Source organism: Akkermansiaceae bacterium, assembly GCA_017798145.1.
In the GTDB taxonomy this organism is placed as follows: Bacteria; Verrucomicrobiota; Verrucomicrobiia; order Verrucomicrobiales; family Akkermansiaceae; genus Luteolibacter.
The window spans coordinates 1,543,244-1,567,680 of the sequence record CP059069.1 but is presented as its reverse complement, the minus strand read 5'-3'; the positions used below and the strand labels follow the sequence as shown (position 1 = coordinate 1,567,680).

The window sequence follows — 24,437 nt, the reverse complement described above, 5'->3', positions numbered from 1 at the left end:
AAACGGAAAGCAAGGGGTGACTTTCACCGCCCGCCGTCATGGGCACCGGAGAACGCGGTTTTCTTCATCACGATCAATTGCCAAAAACGCGGCGAACCGCAGCTCACGCTGCCCGGGGTGGCTGAGGGATTGCTCGATGCATTGAGCTTCTACCAGGATCTCGGCAAATGGCATGTCTTCCTCGCGCTGCTCATGCCGGATCATTTCCATGCCTGATCTCCTTCAACAACGACAAAGGCCTTGGGATGGGGAATCTCATCAAGAGCTGGAAACGATACACGGCGAAGACGTTCGGGACCGAGTGGCAGAGGGATTATTTCGACCACAGGGTCAGGGGGGATTCCGACATGACCGACAAATGGGATTACATCCGTGAAAATCCTGTGCGTGGCGGTCTCGTGGATTCATTCGAGAAATGGCCTTATGTTTTGCGGGGTGATGGGACAAGGGGTTGGTAGGCAATGTCCCGGCAGGGACGTTTTTCCCAAAACGTCCATATCTGGCGGCTTGGGTGATCCCATCGGTTCCTTTCCGTGTGAACCGCCGCGAGATATGGACGGCAAGGATTGCCGTCCCTGCCTTGGCCAGATCTGGCTGTCATCACTTTGTGGACGGCCTGCGATCACCTCGCCACTGGACATGTGCGGTTCGCTCTCTTTGAATCTCCGTGATGAAAAAAACAACCCTGCTTATCGCATCGGCCTTCGCCATGCTCGCATCCGTGGCAAGCGCCGAGGACGGCTTTGTCTCCATCTTCAACGGCAAGGACCTCACCGGCTGGAAGTCGAACGAGGAAACGCCGGGCTCCTTCTCAGTGGAGGACGGTGCCCTGAAAGTCAGCAACGGGCGCGCCCACCTGTTTTACATGGGCGCGGACGGCAAGGCGTCGTTCACGGATTTCGAGCTGAAGCTCAAGGTGAAGACCCTGCCGAAGGCCAATGGCGGAGTGTATTTCCATACGGAGTATGAGGACAAGGGCTGGCCTTCGAAGGGCTTCGAGTGCCAGGTGAACGCCACCCACGGGGATCCCAAGAAAACCGGCAGCCTTTACGGCGTGGTGAATGTCCTCGTGCTCGCGCCCGGCCAGAAGGCTCCTCCAGGGAGCCTGGAGAACATCGTCGTCGAGAAAGCGCCGAACACCGACGGCGAGTGGTTCGACTACCACATCATCGTGAAAGGGAAGACGATCACGATCAAGGTGAATGGCAAGACCACGGTCGAGTGGACGGAGCCTGAGGGCTTCGATCCCGCGAAAGCCCTGCAGGGCATGCCCGGCCGCAAGCTCGGCAGCGGCACCTTCGCCATCCAGGGCCACGATCCCGGCAGCACGGCGTATTACAAGGACATCGAGCTCAAGGTGGGTGGCTGAGGTATGGACGGCAAGGATTGCCGTCCCTGCCTGCAGAACGCGCCCGGGCAGGGACGTTTTTCCCAAAACGTCCATATCTGGCGGCCAGTGAGATCCCATCGGTCCCTCTCCGTATGAAGCGCCGCGAGATATGGACGGCAAGGATTGCCGTCCCTGCCCGCGGAACGCCCCCGGGCAGGGACGTTTTTCCCAAAACGTCCATATCTGGCGGCTCGTGAGATCCCAACGGTTGCTTTCCGTGTGAAGCGCCGCGAGATATGGACGGCAAGGATTGCCGTCCCTGCCCGTGGAATGCGCCTAGGCAGGGACATTTTCCCAAAAACGTCCATATCTGACGGCTTGGGGGATCCCAACGGTTGCTTTCCGTGTGAAGCGCCGCGAGATATGGACGGCAAGGATTGCCGTCCCTGCCTGCGGAACGCGCCCAGGCAGGGACGTTTTTCCCAAAACGTCCATATCTGACGGCTTGGGGGATCCCATCGGTTCCTTTTCGTATGAAGCGCCGCGAGATATGGACGGCAAGGATTGCCGTCCCTGCCCGTGGAATGCGCCTAGGCAGGGACGTTTTTCCCAAAACGTCCATATCTGACGGCTTGGGGGATCCCATCGGTTCCTTTTCGTATGAAGCGCCGCGAGATATGGACGGCAAGGATTGCCGTCCCTGCCTGCGGGAACGGCAGGGACGTTTTTCCCAAAACGTCCATATCTGACGGCTTTGGGGATCCCATCGGTTCCTTTCCGTATGAACCGCCGCTAGATATGGACGGCAAGGATTGCCGTCCCTGCCTGCGGGAACGGCAGGGACGTTTTTCCCAAAACGTCCATATCTCACGGCTTGGGGGATCCCAACGGTTCCTTTCCGTGAAAAACCGCCGTGAGATATGGACGGCTCGGAGAGACCGTCCCTGCCTTGTCATCACTTTGGGGACTATCGCGCGCTTACCGTTTTTGGTTTGATCAAGTGCGTAAAGCCTCACATGCAAGGCTCCCGAACAAATCCAAGAACCAAACCCGATATGAAAAATCCAACAAGACTGGCATTGCTAGCCATCCTCCTCGGCGCCCCTGCCGCCCATTCCGCAATCATTGTAAACCTGCTCCCGGGCGATGCCAAGCGTGCAGGTGGTGCTACAGCTGGCGTTACACCATCAGGAATAGTACAGGCGGATGGGATGGCCTTTAACATCACATTCACGCCGACGGCCGCCGATCTCACCGGCTTGGTGACCCTTATGGAAATTGGTGGTCAAACCAGCGGCACAGCTTTGTATTTGCTGGATGGCACTCCGATTTTCCTCTCGAAGTCCGGTGGCGGCAATGTTTACACCCCCACTGACACATCTTTTGGCGACGGGAGTGGCATAGCAATCCTGCACAGTGGTGGGGTTTTGACTGCAGGCGTCCAAACAGTGGCCGCCCTCGTTTACAGTGGAGCGGGCGGCGCTTACTCCTTCGGAGTGGGTTTAAGTCCCATAGTTGATAGCGGCACAGTGACCAGCCCTCAGGCAAACTGGAATGGAAACAATTCCCTGTCAGTCGGAACAAGAAGCGTCAATAATGGTGACCGTGCTGGCACGTTTAGTTCAGCGGGAGCATTCAATCAGGATCTGAAATCACTCGCAGGCACGATTGATGGCGATGCGTATTTCTGGAACAACGGCACTGCGTCCATCGTCCCCGAGCCCTCCACAGCCCTCCTCGGCGCACTCGGTATGCTCGCCCTTCTCCGCCGCCGCCGCGCCTGATCCGCATCAGCGGCAAGGGGCTATCATAAGGCTTCCTTCCCAAGCTCCCATCCGGAAACGGACGGGAGCTTTCCTTTGCTACCAAAACCTTTTGAAATGAAATCGCCCAAATCGAAAGCCTTCCGCCCCGTGACCCTGCTGGCAGGTGCCTGTTGGATGGCCTGCGCCTGCGGGGCGCTGGCAGCCGTGCAGGTGGACTTCAGCCATTCCTACACGGGGGCTGCAAGTGCGATCCAGAACACCGGCAACATCACGTTGTCGTTTGCGGTGGATGCCTCGGGCAACGTCTCCCTGGACGCCTCCTGCACCGATCCGGATCCGGCCTCCTATGTGAACGAATTCGACGGTCCGGTGGGGACGGTGAGCGATCCGGCGATGTGGGGGCAGGGTTTCTCCATCGTGCTTTCCTCCACCGGGAGCGGTGCCCTGCGGATCAACAACACCGGCGGCGGCCTCGCGCTCCAGGGCGGAAACGCGCAGCTGATCGATGCGGATGCCTCGGGCGTCAACGAGGTGATTACCGCGACCCTCAGCGCCCCGGGGACGCGATTCAGCCTGCAGGGTATCGGCTATGTCGGCGTCTCAGGGGGCGCGAACCTCAACCTCTCGGGCACCGTCCACATCCTGTCCGGATCCAGCGGCACGGCGGACGTCTCGTCTCAGGGCGTCAACGGCACGTTCACGGTCGCCTCGAGCGCCAGCGCGGTCGGACAGGGCTTCGTCCTCAGCGGGCTCAGCTTCGACATGGTTGCAGCGCCCCCGGCTCCGGGCACCAGAGCTTTCGACAACGGCTCGGGAAACAGGCTCTGGACCACCGCATCGAACTGGAACCCGGACGGTGTGCCGGCCTCCGCCAACGATGCCGAGATCGCGGGCTTCGATGTCATCCTGAACGGCGCGGCGGGCGGCATCTCCGAGCTCCGCATCATCAACGGCTCCCTGACACTGTCGGGCAGCGGCGCGCTTTCCATGAAATCGATGACCATAGGGCGGAACATCGAGAAAGCGGTGCGGCTGGTGATGGCGGGATCGGGCGTGTCCTTCGGGTATTCCGGCGCATCCTCCACCGATGAGTTCGCGGTGGGCACCGCGGCCACCGTGGAAACGAAACCCGATTCCGGCGGCTGCGAACCGCTTGAACTCGGCAGCGCCAAGCTGGTGCTCGACCGCGGATCCCAGTGGATCCTCGATGGCACGGATTTCACCGGCTCTTTCAATGTCGGAAACAGGTTCGTGCTGGCGAACTTCGGGTCGTTTTCCGGCAGCACGGCGGGGGTGCGGACGCGCAATTTCGATCTCCCTGCAAACCGCCGGCTGCAACTCACCCAGACCGCGACCTCCCTCTACTACGAGGTCGTCGCGCAGACCGCCGCCACCGGCCCGAACATCATCATCGTGAACGTGGACGACATGGCGGGCGGCCAGCACTTCGGCTTCGAGGGGCGCGACTGCATCACCCCAACCCTCGACACCCTTGCGTCCACCGGCGTCCGTTTCACCCAAGCCTTCGCGGCATCCACGGTCTGCGGCCCCTCGCGCTACTCGCTGCTCACAGGGCGCTGGGCTTCGCGCAACACCAGCGCGCAGTTCATCGCCCGCTACCCGCTCGGCACGCTCGGGCGCTTCGGCGTTTCCGACACCGAGCTGGAAACCGATGGGGAAAACCTCGGTGCGTGGCTCCGGCAGGCGGGTTACCGCACCGGCATGGTCGGCAAAGGGCATTTCACCGATGATGACCTGAACTCGACCGCAAACTGGGCGGCGAAGGGCCTGCTCACCTACCCGCAGGCCGCCGACCCCAAGACCGATGCCGCGACCAATGGCAAGATGAAGCACAACCATCGCGTGCTCTGCCAGCGCATGCGGGAATTCGGCTTCGACTACGTGGAAAGCTACTACAAGGCGAACCTCGCGGAACTCCGCAACGATGCCCTCAACGTCCACAACCAGGAATGGATTACGAAAGGTGCGCTGGATTTCATCGAGGAAAACCACGGCGAACGCTTCTTCCTCTACATGGCACCCACCATCAACCACGGGCCGGTGCGCAACGACCTGAGCAAGACCCTCCTCGCCGACAAGGGCTACACCAGCGCGGGCTACCTGCCGGACGAAGACTACACGTTCATGCCGGCACGGCAGGCGATCGTGAATCAGGTGACCGGCGCCGGAAAGGATCTCATCTCCGCCCGCGAGACCTGGCTCGATTATTCCATCAAGGCCATCCTCAACAAGCTCACCCAGCACGGCATCCGCAACGACACCCTGATCATTTTCACCTCCGACCACGGCGAGAAAACGCTCAACGGCCCGCTGGTCTGGGGGAAATCATCGCTCTACGACCTCGGGATGAAAGTGCCGTTCGTGATGAACTGGCCCAATGGTGTCGCCTCGCCGGGACGCAATTATGGCGAGATCATCAGCCATGTGGACATTGCGCCGACCTTGCTCGCGCTGACCGGAGCTTCCGCCCTGCCGACGCGCCCGGTGGACGGCGTGAGCCTCGTGCCCGTGCTCAATGGCGGCAACGCGGCGGTCCGGGATGATCTTTTCTGCGAGATCGGATACGCGCGCGCCGTCCGCACCAGGGACCGGAAATACATCGCGGTGCGCTACACGCCATCGGTTTACACCCAGATCGCGAACGGCGGAACCTGGCCGCAATTCGGTGCGAACTCGCAGCCGACGGGAGGAACCATTCCACGACCCTATTACATCAACAACAGCGGCCTCGGCGCGGGTGTGGCCAACACGAACCCGACCTACTTCGACGACGATCAGCTCTACAACCTGAACACCGACCCGGACGAGAACACGAACCTCTACGGCCAGGAGCCCGCCACTACCTACGACCTGAAGAAACGCCTCGCCAACTACATCGGCGGCATTCCGGATCGCCCGTTCCGGCAGTTCAGCGGCTCCTCCACCGAGTTTTCCCCCGCGCCGACAGCCGCCCCGCAGCCGCCGGGAAATCTCCAAACGCAGTTGCTCTCCCCCAACTCCGTGAAACTCGACTGGACCGATGCCTCGGACAACGAACTGGGTTACATCGTCCGCAAACATGTGAACGGCGGCCCAGGCGAGATCGTCGCCGAGCTGCCTGCGGGAGCGACCACCGCAACCGTGCCGGTGGATGCGGGGGTGGAGGATATCGTCCTGAAAGTCGCCGGATACAACGCGATGAACGATGCCCAGGCTGCGAACCCGGTCGACCTGCTTTCCCCCGATGCCTGGCGTTTCCGCATTTTCGGCGATGTCGATCCCGGCCTGAGCACGTCCTTCAGCCAGTGGGGCAACGATGCCGACGGCGACGGGGTGCCAACCCTCTGGGAGTATGCCTTCGCGACCAACCCGCGGCTCGCCTCATCCGTGGCGCGCCCCGAAGGCCGACTGACCAGGGTCGGAGAGGATTCCTTCCTCGAATATTGGCTGCCAAGAGACCGCCGCCGCGCCGTTCAGATCGCCGGCTCGGTCTCGATCGATCTCTCCATCTGGAATACCGGACTTCCACATTGTATCGTAGCATCCGATGAGCAGGATCATCTACTCCTACGTAGTTCCACACCCGTAGGCGACGAGTCAAAGCAGTTCATGCGTGCGGAAATCATTGAACCCTAGGCTTCGATGTCATCACTTTGGGGACTATCCCGATCCTGAGTTCCATTGTTTGGTTAATAAAAATCTAATATGGGAATCTTGAATTCCCACTTGTGGCTGAAAAATTCAAAAACAACCCATAGACGCAAAATCTTATGAAAAATCCATTATTCGACCCCAATCGCACGCGCTGCAGTGTTCTTCGAACGAAAAGACCGACCTGTCTTTCCAAATGCCTTTTGGCGATTCTTGGCGCGACAGCCCTTAGTTTCCATGCTTTCGGCGCGGATACCGATGTCGGCCTCAAATTTAACGGGCAAGGCGGTGAAGACACCCAAGCCGGCATCATCACGGTCAATATCACCGCCGACACCGTCACCTTGACCGGGACTGCCGGGGCGCGGACCGTAGCGCTCAATCCACCCAAACGTGACGCATTTCCCTCGTATATCGGCGGTAGCTTCACCATCAATTTTGAGGCGCTCGGCACGATCGCCGACAATTTTGATCCGGCCGACTTCACCGGCGGCCTCGCAGACGGGGTGTTCTCGGGTAATACTGAATGGGCCGTCAATTCGGATATCAACGCCAACGTCAACACGATTATCGGTCAGGGCCTGGTCTTTACCTTCGACTTCACCAATTTGACGGGTGCTAACGGAGTGAATCTTTCCGCCATTCGCATGAACAACGATGGGGACGGCGCACGAGTCCGATACCTCCAAAATGGCACGACCGTTTCCACCGCAGTCTATAACGGCGGCGGCGCGGTGGGTAGCAACGTCACGCAGTTCGTCACTCAGGCGCTCGAAACCGGCGACAAAATCTCCTTCCATACGGGCGACACGGGCAATCCGAGTGGCAACGGGCAGGTGCGTCTCACGGAACTATTCTTTGATTTCATTCCCACAACCATTTTAGCGCCTGATCTGACCGCATCCGTGGGCACCAGCGAAACGGTCGTTCTTGACTGGAATGATGATCTCTCCGGCCTTGCCACCTCCTATGAGGTCTACCGCAGCACGACTTCCGGCTCCTACGGGGCGCCGATCGCGACCTTGACCGGCGGCACCTTTGCCAGCGAGTTCACCGACACCGGCCTGACCAATGGCACGAAGTATTTCTATCAGGTCGTCGCGACCGATGGAGTGTCTCCGGCGACGAGTAACGAATTCGAAGCCACACCTTATGCGACGGTCGAGGGTTCTTCCGTTTATGCGCATTACGATGCCTCGAATGCCGCGAATGTGACGGTGGCTGGTTTTAAAGTAACTGATCTAGCAGACCTTTCCGGCAATGGTTATGGTGCCGAAGATGGCAACGGCACACAGTTCGGCGATGTTCTGTATCCCAGCACCAGCCTCAGTCCCACTGGATTGGCGGGCTTGGATATGGGCTCTACCCGCAACACGCTTAGGACGCTCCTTCCAAATGAGCAACCGGACTTGCTGGACTTCACGAGCGCTGCAAATGCTCTACCCTACTCGGGTTTTGCCTTCTTCGCTGTGGTCAAGGTCGATTCCATTCTGGCCGGCACGAATTCGATCCTCGGCAACAATGATAATGTTAGTAACGGCAGCCTAATGCTTCGTTTGGACGGCCCAGGCAATTCACCGAGGCTTTTTATAGGCAATCAAGACTCGGGAGGTTTAGGTAATGGCAGTACTTCCACGACGATCGCGAACGCCGGCGCCAGCATCGTCGCTGGAGATACCGTGGTGATCGCTGGGAATTACGACAAGGCGACTGGGGCCCTGGAATTCTGGAATTCAAATGCTGGAACCTCGGTGACCGGGACGGTCCCCGCAGCAGATTTCTCCAACACTAGCCAAAATGCTTCAGCCCTCTTTATCGGAGGCACCAACAATGCCACCCAGTTTATGGATGGCATGTTCGGCGAGTTGAAGCTTTTCCAGGGCAAGCTGACTCCTTCGGAGTTCGCCGCCGAGCAGGAGGCCTTGGAGGTCAAATGGATTGGCACAAGAACCCCGGCCGGTTTGGTCGCCACCGAGGAACCCGGCGCGGTCGCGCTGGATTGGGATGATCAACTCGCGGATTCCTACACGGTTTACCGCAGCCTCACGGAATTCGGCGGCTACTCCGCGATTGCCGGACCGCTGACCTCCAGCGATTTCCTCGACTCCAGCCTAATCAACGGGACGACCTATTACTATTATGTCACGGCAACTTCCGGTGCCGATGTGAGCGATCCCAGCGCCACAGTGAGTGCCACCCCGTTCACACCGATCCCTGGGAATGCACTCTACGCCCACTACGATGCCACGGATGCAGGCAGCGTGACCGTCGTGAATGGGAACGAAGTTTCCATTTGGGCCGACCAGACAGCCAATCTTTTTGACGCCACGGCGGCTGGGGCAGGCGCTCCCATCCTGTATCCGAGCGTGCTCGTCACTTCGTCCGGTCTCGCAGGTCTGGATACGCGCGCAACGACAGACAGCAAGCTCCTCGTCTTTGATTCGACACAGCAAAAAGATTGGCTCGACTTCAGTTCCGCCACGAACGGTGCCAAGGAATACAGCGGATTCGCGGTCTTTGCGGTCGTCCGGCCGATTGCGATCGGAGGTGGGACGAATGACATCGTCTTCTCCAACCATGGCAATGCGACCACCACGGAAAACAGTTTTGCTCTCAGATACTTCGAAGGTCGTCCCCAGGTGGTTGCGGGGGCCCAGTTGATCTCCAGGGATCCAGTCGTTGCTCCGGGTGAAACCGTCGTCCTTGCGGTGAATTACAACTCTGAAACCGGGAATATTGAGCTCTGGGATTCCGAGTCCGGTGATTCTGTCACCACGGCAATCTCAGCCACGAACTTCGCCAGCACCCAGCAAATGTTCATCGCCGGCACCGAAAACGGCGGCGCAGGCATGAACGGTGTCTTCGGTGAGTTGAAGATCTATCGCGGAACCTTGACACCGGCGGAGTTTGCCGCCGAACAAGCCGCCCTCACCGCGAAATGGATCACCGGCAGCCCGGGCTTCTCCTCGTGGATCAACCAACCCTTCGCCGGTGGGGCGACGGTTCCCCGAGTCAAGCAAGGACCCAATCAGGACTTCGACAAAGACGGCATCAGCAACCTGCTGGAATACGCCATCGCTGGAGAGGACCCGACGGTCAGTAACCCGACAATCGGCACCTTCACTGCTAGCAGCCTCAGCTTCACCAAAGCCGCAGGCACCAGCGGGCTAACCTACGCAATTCAGGAGTCCACCGACCTCGGCGAAACGGATGACTGGTCTGAGGTTACAGGCGATTCATACGTGAACGATTCAGGAACCATATCCTACGCGTTTTCGCCAGGAACGCCGGAAAAGAACTTCCTACGACTGAGGGTAATTTCGAACTGATCTAGCAAGCTATCGCATCAGCCGATGTGAAGATTCCATGGGGCCAACGGCTTTTCAAATTCAACCGAGGGCATTAACTATTTCTCAAAAGTTCTTTTACTTTTGGGGAGTTGGGCGCTCTAAACAGAGCGCAGGATTTATTGCTTTGCTGTAAGCGAAGGAAACTCTGCCTCCTTGACATGATTCAAGCGGCGGATTTTTCGCGGCGGGCGGGGGTGAGGCTGGCGATGTAGAGAGGCAGTTCATCCGCGCCGAGGTCACGGAGCCGTGATCCGTGTCATCACTTTGGGGACGATCTGCGACACTAGCTCTTGCCGGGTTCAGCCCTGGAAATTTCGCAGTCTGCGGCCAGCAAATCCGAGCCTTTGAAGATGGCACGTTTCTGCGCCCGGATTGGGAATGAACCCTGTGTAACTCCCCGTCATCAGTAATCCTTTTAATAGGAAACAGAGCAGTCCCATGGGCTTGCGGTTGGAAGCGGGACGCTGGGAACTGCGGTTCGGAAGGAGGCGATTCCTGCTGCGATAGGCGGTGAACCGACCCGAAGGTCAGTTGCGCATCGTGTAGTCCTTTGCGCGCAGCTCGGTCATCGTAAGGCTCTCTAGGTGGCCGTCCACCATGACGACATTTACCTTGCCTCCGTGTCTTGCGGCCGGGGTATGTGAGTTACTCCACTGGGCGGGATTTGCCCAGATCGCATACCAGCCGCTTTTGAGGTTGTTGGCTTGGTTGGCGGCATCCCCTACCAGCCAAGTTCTGGATGGGTTGGGGATGCTGGCGATGCGGGGGGAACTGGAGCCGGGCACCGAGCCTTTCTTGACTTTCAGGACGGTTCCCTCGGCCGCGCCGTAACCGTTGTAATTTCTCTGGACAATCGTGCAATCCGGGCACGCCCACACGCCGGCACCGGTGCCGACTTGTCCATTCTTGTTGGTCACTTTTTCCAGATAGCCGTTGTCCGAGACAATGACCGGCCAGATTCCCTTGAGGCTATCGCCGGAGCCGGTCCTGTCCTCGAGCGGTGGCAACTGGCCGTTGTTATCCGCCGCATATGCAAGCATCGCCGTTCCGATCTGCCGGAGATTCGATGCGCAGGTGACTCCTCTTGCCTTGGACTTGAATTTCGACGCACCCAAGAATGAAAGGACGGCAAGGACAGCAATGATCGCGATGACGATCAGCAACTCGACAAGGGTGAAGCCCTTTTCCGCAGCGATGCGGTCTCCTCCTGCTTTGCGTGGCAACTTCATGTGTCTTGGGTTTCCTTCCCGGACGGGTTGGCATCGGTTGCATCCGATGGTGGGGAATTGAACAATAGATATCAGGAGCCGCCTGGCATACCTAGTCCCCAAATCGACGACAAGGGAGGCTGACCCAGGGAATGCCGTTTGAACGCGCCCAGGCAGGGACGTTTTTCCAAAACGTCCATATCTGACGGCCTGATCCATCCCATCGGTTCTTTTCCGTGAAGAGCGCTGCGAGATATGGACGACTCGGAGAGACCGTCCCTGCCTGTTGAACGCGCCCAGGCAGGGACGTTTTTCCAAAACGTCCATATCTCAGGGCCTGGTGATCCCATCGGTTCTTTTCCGTGAAGAGCGCTGCGAGATCTGGACGGCTCGGAACCGGAGCGAAGCGGAGATGGCCAACGGCAAAGACCGTCCCTGCCTGTGGGAACCGCTGCGAGATATGAACGGCTTGGAACCGGAGCGAAGCGGAGATGGCAAACGACAAAGACCGTCCCTGCCTGGGGAATCCGAGTGCCATTCGGATCAGAGCCACGACCCTGCTTCTCCTATGTCATCGCTTTGGGGACTTCCCGTTCGCGGGCAGGTGGAAAACAATGGGGAGGTTTGGCAATTAAGGACGCGCAGCGTTTGGATCCCGGCCCTCAGGCTCCCTTAGGGGCAAGCACAACGATTACAATGCAGAGAAACCACATAACAATCCTGGTAGTGTGTCTTTTGTCCGTCGCTCTGGTTGCCGGGCTTACAAAGGAGCCGACCCAACCCGAGCAGCACGATACGCAGCAGGCAGCAGCCGCGACGCCCCCTGAGCCTGTGGAAGGGAAAAACAGGGATCCCCTGGTTCCATTTCGCGGGGAGAACATACGGGGTGTGGATACCACCACCCTCCGGGGCAAGGTCATGACAGGCTACCAGGGTTGGTTCAACTGTCCCGATGATGGTGCGGGTCTCGGCTGGACGCACTGGGCGCGCAATACGTCAAAACCCTTCGCACCGGGGAATGTCACCGTGGATCTCTGGCCGGACATGTCGGAAGCCACTGCATCGGAACGCTTTCCCACCGGCTTCAAACATGCGGACGGTGAAACCGCTTACGTTTTCAGCTCATACAACCGGACTACCGTGCTGCGGCATTTCGAATGGATGCGCGACTACGGCATCGACGGGGCTTTTGTGCAACGGTTCGCGAACGGCTTGAGGAAAGAGTCCACGCGCCACCACAAAGATGTGGTTCTTTCGAATTCCCGGGAAGGGGCGAACTTGGCCGGCCGCGCCTATGCGGTGATGTATGACCTGAGCGGACTGGGCGCCGGAGGGACCAGGGCCGTTTCCGAAGACTGGAAGATGCTGAGGATGAAAATGAAAATGGGGCAGGATCGCGCATACCTGCATCACGAGGGCAAACCGCTCGTGGCGGTCTGGGGCCTCGGTTTTGGAGACTCGCGCAAATACACCCTCGAGGAGTGCCGGGTGCTGGTGGAGTTCCTGAAGGCCGACGGCTGCGCGGTGATGCTCGGAGTTCCCACCGGATGGCGCGACCAATACCGCGATTCCACAAAGGATGCCGGGTTCCATGATTTGCTGAAACTCGCCGACATCATCAGCCCATGGACGGTCGGCAGATACAGAACGCCCGGGCAAGCCAAGCTTCACGCCGCGAAGTATCATCGAAAGGACATGGAATGGTGCAGGCGGAATTCAATGGACTATCTGCCCGTGGTTTTTCCCGGTTTCAGCTGGCACAATCTGAAGCCGGAGGATGCCTTAAATACCATCCCGAGGCTAAAGGGCGAATTCCTCTGGTCCCAGTTCGTTGGCGCGAAAAGAGCCGGAGCCAACATGATCTACGTGGCGATGTTCGACGAGGTCGATGAGGGCACGGCGATCTTCAAATGCACGAACTCGCCCCCGGTCGGCGCAAATCCGTTCCTCACCTATGAGGGGCTGCCAAGCGATTTCTACCTGCGGCTCACCGGCGAAGGCGGGCGACTCCTCCGCGGCGAGCGCAAGATCCAGGAGTCCGTCCCGGAGATCCCGGTTGCGGCCGCGAGGAACTGAGAGCAGTCGCCCCGACTCCAGTCCTTGCTTCCCTCACGCCGTGCGATTCGCTAGGGTGGCCACGGTCGTCAACCGATCTCCCGTTTCCACAAAAACCACGATGTGAAAAAATCCCACCTAGCCCTGGCACTTTGCGCACTCTTTAGCGGGTCGCAGTCGGCTCTTGCGGCGGAGGGAGCCACGACGATCGACGTTTTCGTGGACAGGGAAGCCGAGCCAAGGCATGGCGACAAACTCGAGATCCCGGCGGGAACCAACACTCTCAGGTTCCAGATCAAGTCTAAGGCTCCGCGGGTCCGCTTCATGCTTGAAGGGCTGGATGAGGAATGGGACGAGCGTTCCGAACCGAACCTCCTGTGGGTGCGTTTCACCAACCGGCGCGGAGACATTGTCCGGAGGTTTCCGTTTCCCGTGTCAGGTAGCAGCGCGGGTTGGAAAGGCTCCCTTGAGGCGTCGGAATTCACACCCAGGGATGTCACTCTCACCGTGCCGCCCGGTGCGGCGAATGTTGTCGTCGTGATGTCCAGCGCGGGGCCGGCGGCGCTGGTTGGCACCTTCGCGATCAAGGATTTCGGCGTCGTGCTGGTGCCTAAATCCGGTGAGCCGCCCGTCACCCTCATGGCGGACAGCCGCCTCGCGGAAAACGGCAAGGCGGCATGGGCGAAATCCGGCACGCATCCGTCGATGTCCTCGGTCACGAAACTCGATGGAGAAGGCGAAGGATCGCCCGTCCTCGTGATCACCGACTACGATGTGAACGCACACGCGGATCTCGTGTCGATAATCCGCGGCCCGGTGGGAATGAAGCCCGGAGATACGATCCAGATGAGTTGGAAGGAAACCTACAACATGGGGCTCGGCGACAATTTCACCGTGACCTACGACCGCCTGCCTCCCGGCAAATACAGGCTGTTGGTGGAGGATCTGACCATGAATGGCAACCCTCGGGGATCGGGTGCGGTGGTCGGGCTCACGGTACCGGCGATCTTCTGGAAAACCCCGTGGTTCTGGGTCATCATTGCCTCCGTCTCGGTCGTGGTCGGGCGCTATCTCATCCGGCGCAGGATCCGCCTCCACCTCCTCCAGGAACAGATGATCTCAGAGGAACGCCGCCGCATCGCGCTCGATCTCCACGACGACATCGGCACCCGCATCTCCCACATCTCGCTTGTGGCCTCCCATGCGGACAACACCATCCCCAACGAGGCTGCGCAAAAGGCCTTCGGCCAGATCTCATCCATGTCACGGGATCTCATCGGCGCCCTTTCGGAAACCGTCTGGATGCTCAACCCGAAGAACGACGACCTCGAGTCGCTTGTCGATTTCCTTTACCGCCTCGCCACCGAGCTCTGCCGCCTCAAGAGGATTCGCTGCCGCGTGGATGCAGCCTTCATCACCGAGAACGAGCCGATCCCCTACGATTTCAGGCACAACGTGAGCCTGGCGGTGAAGGAAAGCATCAACAACGTCCTCAAGCACTCCGAGGCAACCGAGTTCAAGATGAAGATCGAGCTCCACCAGCGCATCCTCACCATTGCCATCACCGACAACGGCATCGGGATGACTGAAGAGTCGCGCAGCGACGGACTCGGCCTGGCGAACCTGACCCGCCGGATGAAATCGATTGGCGGTTCCTGTAACATCGACCAGCTTGAAGAGGGCGGGATGCGCATCGTGCTCAACGCCCCCTTGTCCCGGAAACCCAATAGGAAACCAGCAGCATGATCCCCAAGAAAAAGACCGTCGTCATCGTCGAGGATGACATCCAGATCCAGGAACACCTCATCGAGATCCTCAAGGTCGCCGATGACATCGAGTTCCTCGGCGCCGTTGGATCCGCTGAGGAGGCGGAGGATTTCATCCCCGGCCTTCACCCTGATGTCGTCCTCATGGACATAAACCTGCCTGGCAAATCCGGCATCGAGTGCATCCGCGAACTGAAGCGCCGCCTGCCTAAGCTCGAGGTCGTCATGCTCACCGCCTACGAAGAGGAGGACAATATCTTCCGCGCCCTCAAGGAAGGAGCCAGCGGATACATCCTGAAATCCAGCAACTCGAAGGACATCATCGAGGCGATCCGCGATGTCTTCGCCGGCGAGTCCCCTTTCTCCGGCCCCATCGCACGGAAAATGGCGATGTTCTTCCGCGAGAAGCGTGAGATCGAGGACGAGCGGGAATCCCTCTCGCCCCGCGAGACCGAGGTGCTCCGGCTCCTCGCCGCCGGATACATCCACAAGGAAGTCGCCGACGAGATGGGCATCACCCTCCCGACGGTCCGCACCTACGTGAAGCGCATCTGCTTCAAGCTCCACGTCCGCAGCAAGGTCGAGGCGATCATCAAGTATCTATCTTGAGCGGGTTATTTATACATGGTGTAGTTCCCGTCGGTGAGATCCTGCATCGTCATCGCCCTGACGTGGCCGTCCACCATGCAAACATTCACTTTGCCCCCATGGCGCGAGGCTGGCGGGTGGCTGGAGGCCCAACGCGTGGGCTGCGGCCAGATCGCGAACCAGCTCTTGTTGATTTGGTCTGGCTTTTCCGCTGCGTCGCCGACGAGCCAGGTACGGGCTGGATCTTCGATCGCGCTGAGCCGCAATGATCCTTTTTCCGTTCTGCCGAGCCGGGAGTTCACCGTGCTCATCCTGTCGCTGTATTGGAAAATCGTGCCTTCGACCACGCCGTAGCCACGCTGGTTGTTGTTGCGGAAATCGCAGTCCGGACAAGCCCACACGCCCTCGCCTAATTTCGGCGGGCCGGGCATGCTGGTGTCCCAGAGGTAGCCCTCCCTAGCCATCAAAACAGCCCAGTTACCGTTGCCGCTGCCGTTCGGGTTTTTGGCCTCCAAGGCGGGCAGCTGGCCGTTGCGTTCCTGCGCGTAGGAAATCATGGCCGTTCCGATCTGCCGGAGATTCGATGCGCAGGTGATTCCTTTTGCCCTGGACTTGAATTTCGACGCACCCAAGAATGAGAGGACGGCAAGGACAGCAATGATCGCGATGACGATCAGCAACTCGACAAGAGTGAAGCCCTTTTCCGCAGCGATGCGGTCTCCTCCTGCTTTGTGTGGCAATTTCATGTGTCTTGGGTTTCGTCTTGGGTTTGCTTCCCGGACGGGTTGGCATCGGTTGCATCCGATGGTGGGGAAGTGAGTAATAGATATCAGGAGCCGCCCGGCATACCTAGTCCCCAAATCGACGACAAGGGCGGCTGACCCAGGGAATGCCGCGTAAAACAGGCAGGGACGGCAATCCTTGCCGTCCATATCTCGCAGCGGTTTTCACGGAAAGGAACCGATGGGATCAGCCAGGCCGTCAGATATGGACGTTTGGGGACAAACGTCCCTGCCCGGGCGCGTGAAGCAGGCAGGGACGGCAATCCTTGCCGTCCATATCTCGCGGCGGTTTTCACGGAAAGGAGCCGATGGGATCACCCAGGCCGTCAGATATGGACGTTGGGGACAAACGTCCCTGCCCGGGCGCGTGAAACAGGCAGGGACGGCAATCCTTGCCGTCCATATCTCGCGGCGGTTTTCACGGAAAGGAGCCGATGGGATCTCTAAGGCCGTCAGATATGGACGTTTGGAGACAAACGTCCCTGCCCGGGCGTAAGACTTGTCGTTCTGTTCTGAGGGCGGATGGCCTCAGATGTTTTCCACGCCGAGCTTGGCTAGGATTTCCTCCGGGACGCCGGGGTAGGGGCCTCCGATGGGGACGTTGCCGACGTAGCCGAGGGATTTCCATGTGCTACTATGGCTGTAGTATCCGCCGAGGGTGAGATTGCGTAGCTTGCGGAAGAAGGCATTTCCAGGCTTGAGCTCCTCAGTGATTTTCCCGGAGCCGCAGATGCTGTCCAGGATGGTGGTCTGCTGCGCGGGTTCGAGGGAAACGAAGTTTTTTCCGTGGAGCGAGGCGGAGCGGTCATCGATCCAGGTGAGGCCGCCGCGTATCGCTTTTAGGTCGGCGATGTTCTGGTCGTAAGGTGCTCCGACCCATTCGTTGAGAAAATCGGCGAGTCCCAATTTGGAGGGGGAGGGGGCGTTTTCATCACCGGGGATGAGCAGGTCGCAGAGGACGGTGAGTGTGGCGAGCTCGGCCTTGGTGAGCGGCTTTTCCCAGTGGATTGTGGGATTGAGGAAATCCGGATCCCAAGGGTTGCCGGGCGGGCGTTTTGCTTCCTCGGCGACGATGTGGCTGGGGAGCATGGCCCCGGCGGCGCTGGCGGCGGCGAGAAGCCGGAACATGTCACGGCGGGAGAGGAGTGAGGGTTGCATTTAAAGAAGTGGAAAGTGATCAGTGAGCAGTGGAAGACTTGGGTTGTGATGGAAGACTGTTAGATGTTTCCGGATTTCATTTCGGCCATCAGGTATTCGGAGGAGCGCCATGCTAGGGCCATGATGGTGATGGTGAGGTTTTTGTCGGGGTTGGAAGGGAAAATGGAGCCGTCCATGAGGAAGAGGTTTTTCACATCCCATGTCTGGCCGAAGGAGTTGCAGACGGAGTCTTTGGCCGTGGGACCCATGCGGGCGGTGCCGGCTTCGTGGATGATTTCGCCGGGCTTGTTGATGGCCTGTGCGGCGGGGCGGGGGCTGGCTGAGCCGCCCATCTCGGTGATGATCCCCGCGAAGGTCTCCTGCATGTGCTTGACCTGGTTGAGCTCGTGGTCGGACCACTTCCAGTGGAAGCGGAGGATGGGGATGCCCCATTTGTCAACGCGGTCGGGATCGAGCTCGGTGTAGCAGTGCTCGTTCGGAACCATTTCGCCGCGACCCTCGAAACTGATGGAAGCGCCGTAGTAGCGGCGGGCTTCCTCCATGAGCTTTTTCCCGTAGGTGGAGGGGGATTTGCCGTCGAGGATCGCGAGGGAGTTCATGTTGGGCATCCTTATGCCGCCTCCGACCTCGATGTGGTAGCCGCGTGGGAAATCCAGCTTGTCGTGCTTGCCATGGTTCCACCACGGGGCATAGACGTGGCCGCCGCCGGCGCCATCCGCATTGTAGGGCGGGAGGTTTTCCAAGGCGGGGATGTGGCCGCCAAGCGCGGATCCCACGGAATCGACGAGGTTTTTCCCGACCTGTCCCGAGCTGTTGGCGAGGCCATCGGGGAAAAGCTTGGACTTGGAGTTGAGCAGGATGCGGGCGGTCTCGCAGGTGGAGGCGGAGAGGATGACCACGCGGGCTTTCACCTCGGCATCGCGGCCGGTGGGCTTGTCGATATAGCGGATGCCGGTGGCTTTCCCGGAGGCGTCGAGCATGACCTCGCGGACCATGGCATCGGTGATGATGTCGAGGTTGCCGGAGGCGAGGGCGGGCGGAATGAGGACGGTGGTCGACTGGAAATTCGCGCGGATCGAGCAGCCGCGTCCGCAATCCGTGGCCCAGAAGCAGGCGGCGCGGTTCGACATGTCCTTGGCGACGAGCTTCCGGGCGAGCGGGTTGTCCGGGAACATCCGTGCGGCACGTGCCGGGCCGTCGAGGGGCTCGCTGAGGACGGCGCGGTGGATGGGGTGGATGGGGACGCCGAGCTTCGCGGCGTGCTTTTTCGCGAGGAGCTCGTTGGCGCGGGCTTTCGGCGGGGGCTGGAGGATGCCGGGCGGGGAGTCCGGGATGTTTTCCATGCCGACGTTCGTGCCGTAGATGCCGGTTATGAGTTGGGTCTTATCGTAGTAGGGCGCAAGATCCTCGTACGAGATGGGCCAGTCGTAGCCGAGGCCGTCGCGGGTGAAGGGCTTGAAATCGTAGGGGCCGAAACGGAGGGAGATGCGGCCCCAGTGGTTGGTGCGGCCGCCGAGCATGCGGGCGCGCCACCACATGAAATTGTGTTCGGTGCCGGATTTGTCGGAGTAGGGCTCGCCGGGAACCTGCCAGCCGCCGTCGATGGTGGCGTCGTAGTAGCCAAAGGGCTTTTCCGTGGTGCTCTTGCCGCGGAGCGGGGCTTGCTCCGGGGTGTTGAACATGGGCGTCTCGCTGGCGGGCTCGTAGTTCCTACCGGCCTCGACCATCAGCACTTTCATGCCGCCGAGGGCGAGCTGCATCGCCATCATCCCGCCACCGGCTCCGGAGCCTACGATGATTGCGTCATATTCGGGGAGGGTTTTTCTGTCGGTGAGGATGGCCATGGGTTTCTTCTTGGGTGAGGTTTTCAGCTACATTAAGAAGCAATGCCCGGCTTTTGTAACGTCCCCAAAGTGCTGACAAGGCAACGGCTTCCATGGATGGCAATTCGCATGTTAGACCGTTTCTCAATAGTTCGTTCGCCCATGGGGAGTGCGTTGTGCAGACCGAGCGCAGGATTTCGGGCTTAGCGAGCAGTCCGCGTATGGTGTCGAAGAGTTTCTCGGAGGGTTCCTTGCCGCACTTGGTGAGGAAGCCCGCCAGGTGGTGGCTCTTGAGGTGCTGCCAGAGCCGTTCGATGTGGTGCCAGCACAGGCACTGCGACTTCTATCAGTTCGTATTGTCGAGAACCAGCACGACGCGTTTCCCATCCTCATCGGGAACCTCCTTCGGCATGGTGTCCAGGCAGGCCTCCGTGTCGTTGTGGGGGACGAGCTGGCCGTCGGCGGGATTGACGGCCCTTAACGACATTCTGCCGGACATACCCTACGTAGTAGGGCTGGCGGGCGCGCGGGTCGCACTCGAAGCCGGTCTCGTCGCCAAAAAACGTTTTGACGCAATGATCGGAGAGAAGGCCGAGGAGCTCTGCGGGAAGTCTTCGTGCTGCCCGATCCAGAGTTCCCTGTCTGGCGGCTCGGGCACGGGCCTGGGGATGCGCCTGGGCAGCCAGCCGCAGAGCTTGACCGCCGTCCAGCGGCGCTCTCCCCCGCGATGGACGGGTCGTCGACCAAGGGCAGGATCTCCCCACGGATCGAGCCGGGCGGGAGTGTCCTCGGGCGACCCGGGCGGGGGCTGTAGGAGATGCCGTCGAGCCCCATGGAATTGAAGCGCGAGATCCAGAGCTGGAGGCAGCGCTAGGTGACGCCGCCGTGGGCAAGCGTGAGTTCGAAGGAACTTCCGCAGAGTAGCAGGTGGATTGCGTTGAGGCGCTTCCGTGCCTTCCGGTCGGGGCAGCAGTCGATGGCAATCCGCCCCCCCCCCAACGGGGCAGTTCTCAGGATCGGGAAGTTGACGGGTGCGGCAGATGCACAAGGAACGCAGTCCCTCCGGCGCGGTTCAGCCCAAAATGCGGTTTTCACAAAAAGACTTTTGAGAAACGGTCTAAAGCTTTTCTGCACACTGAAGCGACCGGGTTCCCCGGTTCTGGCAGGGTGGGGGTGCACGTGCTGGAACCGCTCGGATTCTTGGGACGGGATCTAGTCCGCCTTGGCGGCTTTATCTGCCGGAGAGGATGGATGGGAGATGGAACTCTCGGAGTCGAGTCTTGGAGCCGAGTCTTGGAGCCGACCTTCCTCCTAACCGCCCGCTATTGCGAATAGGGGTTCGCTTACAAACATTCATTTCTGACTTGCCTTCCCATGTGATGAGCGATTAGATCGGCCTATGCAGGTGTGTGTGGTAGGTATTTGACCTTGGCCACTGTCAATTTGAGTAAAAATCATATCATGAGTTCGATGATACATAGGGTTCGCCAAGGATACATTTTTCCGTTCCATCTGATCGGCTTCGGAATCACTGCGGCGCTTGCCGCCGTGCTTATCGCGGGTGCCCGGGCTGCCGAGACGGCGCCCCTCCCGCTAGTGCCGCCGGGTTCTGATGCAGTCGATGTGGAGCCTGTGCTGGAAGCTCCGCTTGATAACATCGCGGCTGAGCCCGACGTTGAATTGCCCACGGATGACGAGGGCTTCTACCCGACGATCGATGAAACGCTTCTTCTGGGTGGCGACTATCCTCGGTCAAGGGACGGCCAACTCAACTACACTCCGGACAGCCGGATGCTCACAGCCCAGGGCCTTTATCCTCATCCGAATCCCGGCGGAGGCTACGAGGCTCCATGGGCAGAACCACTTTCCCCCTTGAACCCGTTCCTCGGCTTCCTGGCTCCCAGGGAGGCACTGATCACCGAGGGCGAGGATTGGCCACGTGGTCTGAACCTCGAGCTCGACAGCTCATTTCCCTTGCTTGTGAGGGATTTCTCCCCAGAGAGGGCGACGCTGAAGGCGGGTCCGACCTATTTCGACCTGCTCTTTGTCGGTATGACAGTCCTGCACTCCGATTACCAAGGGCAGCAAGCGTTTCCGAATGGCAGCGAGGATGGATGGCTCATGGGCGTCGAGTTCGGACTGAGGGGCCTGGTGCAGTTCACCGACCAATTCTATCTGAGCCTTGCCGGTGTCCTTGTCTATCTCCCGCTTGAGAATGAGGTCGGGATCCGGCTCGGCTCGGGAGGGATTCCCACAGTCATCGCCGACCTGAAATACCGGTTCGAGAGCGGATCCTGGGATGTTCTTCTCTATGATACGATCTACGCCGGCATCGGCGACGACCTCTTCGCCAACTTGGAAAGCGGTGCCTTCGATAGGGCCGGGCGCTACAGCTTCGGGTTCAACGACCGCCGTCAGGGCGCAAGCGGTTTCTATGACGGTGACAATTCCTATTTCACCAATGCCATCGGTTTCGACGCCACCACCCCTGCATGGGAAGACTGGCGGTTCTGGCTGTCAGGCAAACATTCGGACACATGGCGCACTTGGGGCTTTGATGACCGCTTGGGTCACAATTCGCTCTATTCCCGCCTCGGCTACAACGGAAACGACATCATTTTTTCCCCAGCCTTCGAATACTACCTCGACCACTTCGAATACTACCAGAACAACAATTCCGCCGTGCATCAGCGCTTCTACCTCAGCCTGAATGGCAGGATTACGGAAAATCTAAGTGCCCAGGCGCGGGTTGGATACTTTTGGCAAAACGGAGTGGGCGGTATCGACGACAGTTACCTGTATTCGCTGGCGCTCTTGCATGAGCTGTCCCGCTACACCTCGCACTCCCTTTCGGCAGGAAAGGAATACTTCAATTATGAACTGACCGGCGAGTCAACGGTCGCCAGCTACATCCGCTACTCCCTCAACCACACCTTCACCAGGTCACTCAGCGGCGCGGCCTGGGTTCAGTATTCGGAACAGGATGGCAGGTTTTTTGACGGAGAGCGCACAAATGTTACCGGAATTCTCCGATACGCATTGTTCGGCGGGGATAGCAGCGCCCTGGTTCTGCGCGGAGCCTACGAAAATCGCCATGGTTCACAGAATGGCGACCGCTGGCTTGGCCGCCTGAGTTACACTCAGATGCTGTATTCCCGCACCACTGCTGAACTTTTCTACCAATACGAAGAATCAACGGTTTTCCCAAGTTTCAACGAACAGCTTTTCGGGCTTACCATCCGGCAGTATTTCTGATCAAATCCAAGGGCGACCGAGTCCAGAAACGAACCAATTCCCTCAGAATCAACAAAACAACAGCAAGTAAATACAATGAAACCAAATACCATATTTCCATCCACAGGAAACAAGATTTCACTGTGTGCAGTGGCAAGCCTGGTCGGCTTGGCTGGCACCCTTCTCGCCGGGGATGAAAATACCCCGGCGCAGGATCTCACTGCGCGCGGAGTGGAAACGCAAATGGATCTGCCGGGATCATTCCACAAATATTACGGGCAGAATGTAAACTATTACAGGGATGGCGAGAGGAAGGTGGCCAAGCTCGACCTGGACGGTGATCTCAATTACGACGGCACCATTTCCAATGAGGATCCGGCTGACAATGGAGCATTCCAGAACACCCCTCCCGGCCTTGTGGTGGGTGTCGGTGAGCTCTCGAAGCTGGTTCTCCGCCTGATCCCATACCGCATCGACTACCAGGGCGATGTGGTTGTGACGATCGAGGTTGCAGGAATCAACCGTTCTGTAGCATCTGGCACCTTCGAATCCTTTGAGGAAGAGCAGGCCGCAGTCGGACGCATCCGGGTCTGGCGGGATGCCGCGAAGTCCGAGTTGTTGCTTGATTCGGGCAAAAGCGACAAACTGGTTCATGAGTTTGTGATGGATGCCTCGAAATACCCAGCCAACTTGCCGGGCACTGTTCCTCGCACTTTCTACGTGGAGGGAGTTCGTCCTTCCGGAGCCTATTCCGGTGACCTAAGGGTGCTGACCACTGTGACTCATCGTTCGCACGGTGTAACTGCGGAAACATACGCGGAAGATAGGAAAAGGGGCATCAAAACCTTTCGAACAACCTTCGACCACATGCTCTTTACGGTCACACCTACCCCGATGAAGAAGGACTTCATCAATAACAACGCCGAAGGCGTGTGGATCAAGCCGTAAGTGCTGGTGGCAAGGCGGCAGCTCGCTTTGCCACGCACCCAGTTGCAGTTCCCATAACGAACAAATCATCAGTGATTAACAAGGCCTTTCTGTTGTCTGGACCGGCGTTGCTGGCTGCATTGCTCATGTCCGGTTCCGGATGTTCCAACGTATCGTCAGAATCAAGCGATGCACCCCCGGCCTCCATGCCCGTGGCTGCAAGCCAGGCCGACAACGGCACCATCAAGGTCGGTGATGAGTTGGAGCTGTTCGTCACCGAAGACCCTGTGTTCAACGGCAGGTATCTGGTGCGGGAGCGCGGGGACATCATCATCCCCGACATCGGGCGCATCCAGTTGCAGGGGCTGAATGTCGAATCTGCGGAGCGGAGGGTCGAAAGCCGCCTTGAGCAGGGGCAAATCAAGGATGCCACCGTAATTCTCGACAGGATCAGGGATACGGGTCCAGGGCCTGCGGTTGCCGGAGCCAGCAGAATGCTCGTTTACATGACCGGCGCGGTTCAGAAACCCGGACAACACATGTTGACCGTGCCTGAAGGCAGGCCGCTCGGGGTTTATGAGGCGATTCTGATCTCAGGGGGGACAGGACGGTTCGCAGACGAGCAAAAGGTACATGTCCTGCGCATGGACGCCAAGCGAGTGAGACACCGCATTCCAGTCAACATCAAGCTCATCCGCCAAGGCGAAACCCCGGATCCCGCGATCGGGCAGGGCGATGTGGTCGTAGTTCCCGAGAAGGTTTTCGGGTTTTAGCAACAACACCCAGCCCATATCTCGCT

Annotated in this window: 15 protein-coding genes; 10 read left to right on the top strand and 5 right to left on the bottom strand. The window is 59.2% G+C overall.

The window, feature by feature from the left end; genetic code table 11:
* Window positions 1–670: 670 nt before the first annotated feature.
* The 4 genes from HZ994_06690 to HZ994_06675 all read left to right on the top strand — a co-directional run bounded on the left by HZ994_06690 (window position 671) and on the right by HZ994_06675 (window position 10,076).
* Entirely contained in the window at window positions 671–1,369 is a 699-nt protein-coding gene (locus HZ994_06690) for a DUF1080 domain-containing protein (protein ID QTN32028.1), read from the top strand.
* 1,016 nt (window positions 1,370–2,385) lie between these two features.
* The gene (locus HZ994_06685; GenBank protein QTN32027.1) at window positions 2,386–3,114 is read left to right on the top strand and encodes a PEP-CTERM sorting domain-containing protein; all 729 of its coding nucleotides are present in this window, start codon (window positions 2,386–2,388) and stop codon (window positions 3,112–3,114) included.
* 96 nt (window positions 3,115–3,210) lie between these two features.
* Window positions 3,211–6,732, top strand: coding sequence for a sulfatase-like hydrolase/transferase (locus tag HZ994_06680; GenBank protein QTN32026.1), 3,522 nt, complete (start codon window positions 3,211–3,213; stop codon window positions 6,730–6,732).
* 134 nt (window positions 6,733–6,866) lie between these two features.
* The gene (locus tag HZ994_06675; protein QTN32025.1) at window positions 6,867–10,076 is read left to right on the top strand and encodes a hypothetical protein; all 3,210 of its coding nucleotides are present in this window, start codon (window positions 6,867–6,869) and stop codon (window positions 10,074–10,076) included.
* 548 nt (window positions 10,077–10,624) lie between these two features.
* Here HZ994_06675 and HZ994_06670 read toward each other — a convergent pair.
* A complete protein-coding gene (locus tag HZ994_06670) occupies window positions 10,625–11,326 on the bottom strand; it encodes a DUF1559 domain-containing protein (GenBank protein QTN32024.1) in 702 nt (233 codons plus the stop codon).
* A 714-nt stretch (window positions 11,327–12,040) separates the two neighbouring features.
* Here HZ994_06670 and HZ994_06665 point away from each other — a divergent pair.
* The 3 genes from HZ994_06665 to HZ994_06655 all read left to right on the top strand — a co-directional run bounded on the left by HZ994_06665 (window position 12,041) and on the right by HZ994_06655 (window position 15,735).
* Window positions 12,041–13,381 carry a xylosidase/arabinosidase gene (locus HZ994_06665; GenBank protein QTN32023.1) on the top strand — a complete coding sequence of 447 codons (1,341 nt, stop codon included), beginning with the start codon at window positions 12,041–12,043 and terminating at the stop codon, window positions 13,379–13,381.
* 102 nt (window positions 13,382–13,483) lie between these two features.
* Window positions 13,484–15,106: a hypothetical protein gene (locus tag HZ994_06660; GenBank protein ID QTN32022.1), complete on the top strand. Its 1,623-nt coding sequence runs from the start codon at window positions 13,484–13,486 to the stop codon at window positions 15,104–15,106.
* The gene (locus tag HZ994_06655; protein QTN34335.1) at window positions 15,106–15,735 is read left to right on the top strand and encodes a response regulator transcription factor; all 630 of its coding nucleotides are present in this window, start codon (window positions 15,106–15,108) and stop codon (window positions 15,733–15,735) included. Before HZ994_06660 ends, HZ994_06655 begins: the two co-directional genes overlap by 1 nt.
* A gap of 5 nt (window positions 15,736–15,740) precedes the next feature.
* Here the strand turns inward: HZ994_06655 and HZ994_06650 are convergent, their stop codons facing one another.
* The 4 genes from HZ994_06650 to HZ994_06635 all read right to left on the bottom strand — a co-directional run bounded on the left by HZ994_06650 (window position 15,741) and on the right by HZ994_06635 (window position 19,964).
* On the bottom strand, window positions 15,741–16,460 hold the full coding sequence (locus tag HZ994_06650) for a prepilin-type N-terminal cleavage/methylation domain-containing protein (GenBank protein ID QTN32021.1): 720 nt from the start codon (window positions 16,458–16,460) through the stop codon (window positions 15,741–15,743).
* A gap of 564 nt (window positions 16,461–17,024) precedes the next feature.
* Window positions 17,025–17,654: a gluconate 2-dehydrogenase subunit 3 family protein gene (locus tag HZ994_06645; GenBank protein QTN32020.1), complete on the bottom strand. Its 630-nt coding sequence runs from the start codon at window positions 17,652–17,654 to the stop codon at window positions 17,025–17,027.
* 59 nt (window positions 17,655–17,713) lie between these two features.
* Complete coding sequence (locus tag HZ994_06640; protein ID QTN32019.1) at window positions 17,714–19,498, bottom strand: GMC family oxidoreductase; 1,785 nt, start codon at window positions 19,496–19,498, stop codon at window positions 17,714–17,716.
* A 325-nt stretch (window positions 19,499–19,823) separates the two neighbouring features.
* Window positions 19,824–19,964 (bottom strand): hypothetical protein, encoded by a 141-nt coding sequence (locus HZ994_06635; GenBank protein QTN32018.1) that lies wholly within the window; start codon window positions 19,962–19,964, stop codon window positions 19,824–19,826.
* 983 nt (window positions 19,965–20,947) lie between these two features.
* On the opposite strand from HZ994_06635, the gene HZ994_06630 reads away from it, so the two are divergent.
* The 3 genes from HZ994_06630 to HZ994_06620 all read left to right on the top strand — a co-directional run bounded on the left by HZ994_06630 (window position 20,948) and on the right by HZ994_06620 (window position 24,411).
* Complete coding sequence (locus HZ994_06630; protein QTN32017.1) at window positions 20,948–22,732, top strand: hypothetical protein; 1,785 nt, start codon at window positions 20,948–20,950, stop codon at window positions 22,730–22,732.
* Window positions 22,733–22,807: 75 nt separating this feature from the next.
* A complete protein-coding gene (locus HZ994_06625) occupies window positions 22,808–23,659 on the top strand; it encodes a hypothetical protein (protein ID QTN32016.1) in 852 nt (283 codons plus the stop codon).
* A 191-nt stretch (window positions 23,660–23,850) separates the two neighbouring features.
* On the top strand, window positions 23,851–24,411 hold the full coding sequence (locus HZ994_06620) for a polysaccharide biosynthesis/export family protein (protein QTN32015.1): 561 nt from the start codon (window positions 23,851–23,853) through the stop codon (window positions 24,409–24,411).
* Window positions 24,412–24,437: the final 26 nt, after the last annotated feature.

Bases quoted from the DNA above. Each gene is read 5' to 3' on its own strand.
- HZ994_06645 (QTN32020.1), bottom strand. From the start codon at position 17,654: ATGCAACCCTCACTCCTCTCCCGCCGTGACATGTTCCGGCTTCTCGCC.
- HZ994_06680 (QTN32026.1), top strand. From the start codon at position 3,211: ATGAAATCGCCCAAATCGAAAGCCTTCCGCCCCGTGACCCTGCTGGCA.
- HZ994_06625 (QTN32016.1), top strand. From the start codon at position 22,808: ATGAAACCAAATACCATATTTCCATCCACAGGAAACAAGATTTCACTG.
- HZ994_06635 (QTN32018.1), bottom strand. From the start codon at position 19,964: ATGTCGTTAAGGGCCGTCAATCCCGCCGACGGCCAGCTCGTCCCCCAC.
- HZ994_06675 (QTN32025.1), top strand. From the start codon at position 6,867: ATGAAAAATCCATTATTCGACCCCAATCGCACGCGCTGCAGTGTTCTT.
- HZ994_06685 (QTN32027.1), top strand. From the start codon at position 2,386: ATGAAAAATCCAACAAGACTGGCATTGCTAGCCATCCTCCTCGGCGCC.
- HZ994_06650 (QTN32021.1), bottom strand. From the start codon at position 16,460: ATGAAATTGCCACACAAAGCAGGAGGAGACCGCATCGCTGCGGAAAAG.
- HZ994_06670 (QTN32024.1), bottom strand. From the start codon at position 11,326: ATGAAGTTGCCACGCAAAGCAGGAGGAGACCGCATCGCTGCGGAAAAG.
- HZ994_06630 (QTN32017.1), top strand. From the start codon at position 20,948: ATGATACATAGGGTTCGCCAAGGATACATTTTTCCGTTCCATCTGATC.
- HZ994_06690 (QTN32028.1), top strand. From the start codon at position 671: ATGAAAAAAACAACCCTGCTTATCGCATCGGCCTTCGCCATGCTCGCA.
- HZ994_06640 (QTN32019.1), bottom strand. From the start codon at position 19,498: ATGGCCATCCTCACCGACAGAAAAACCCTCCCCGAATATGACGCAATC.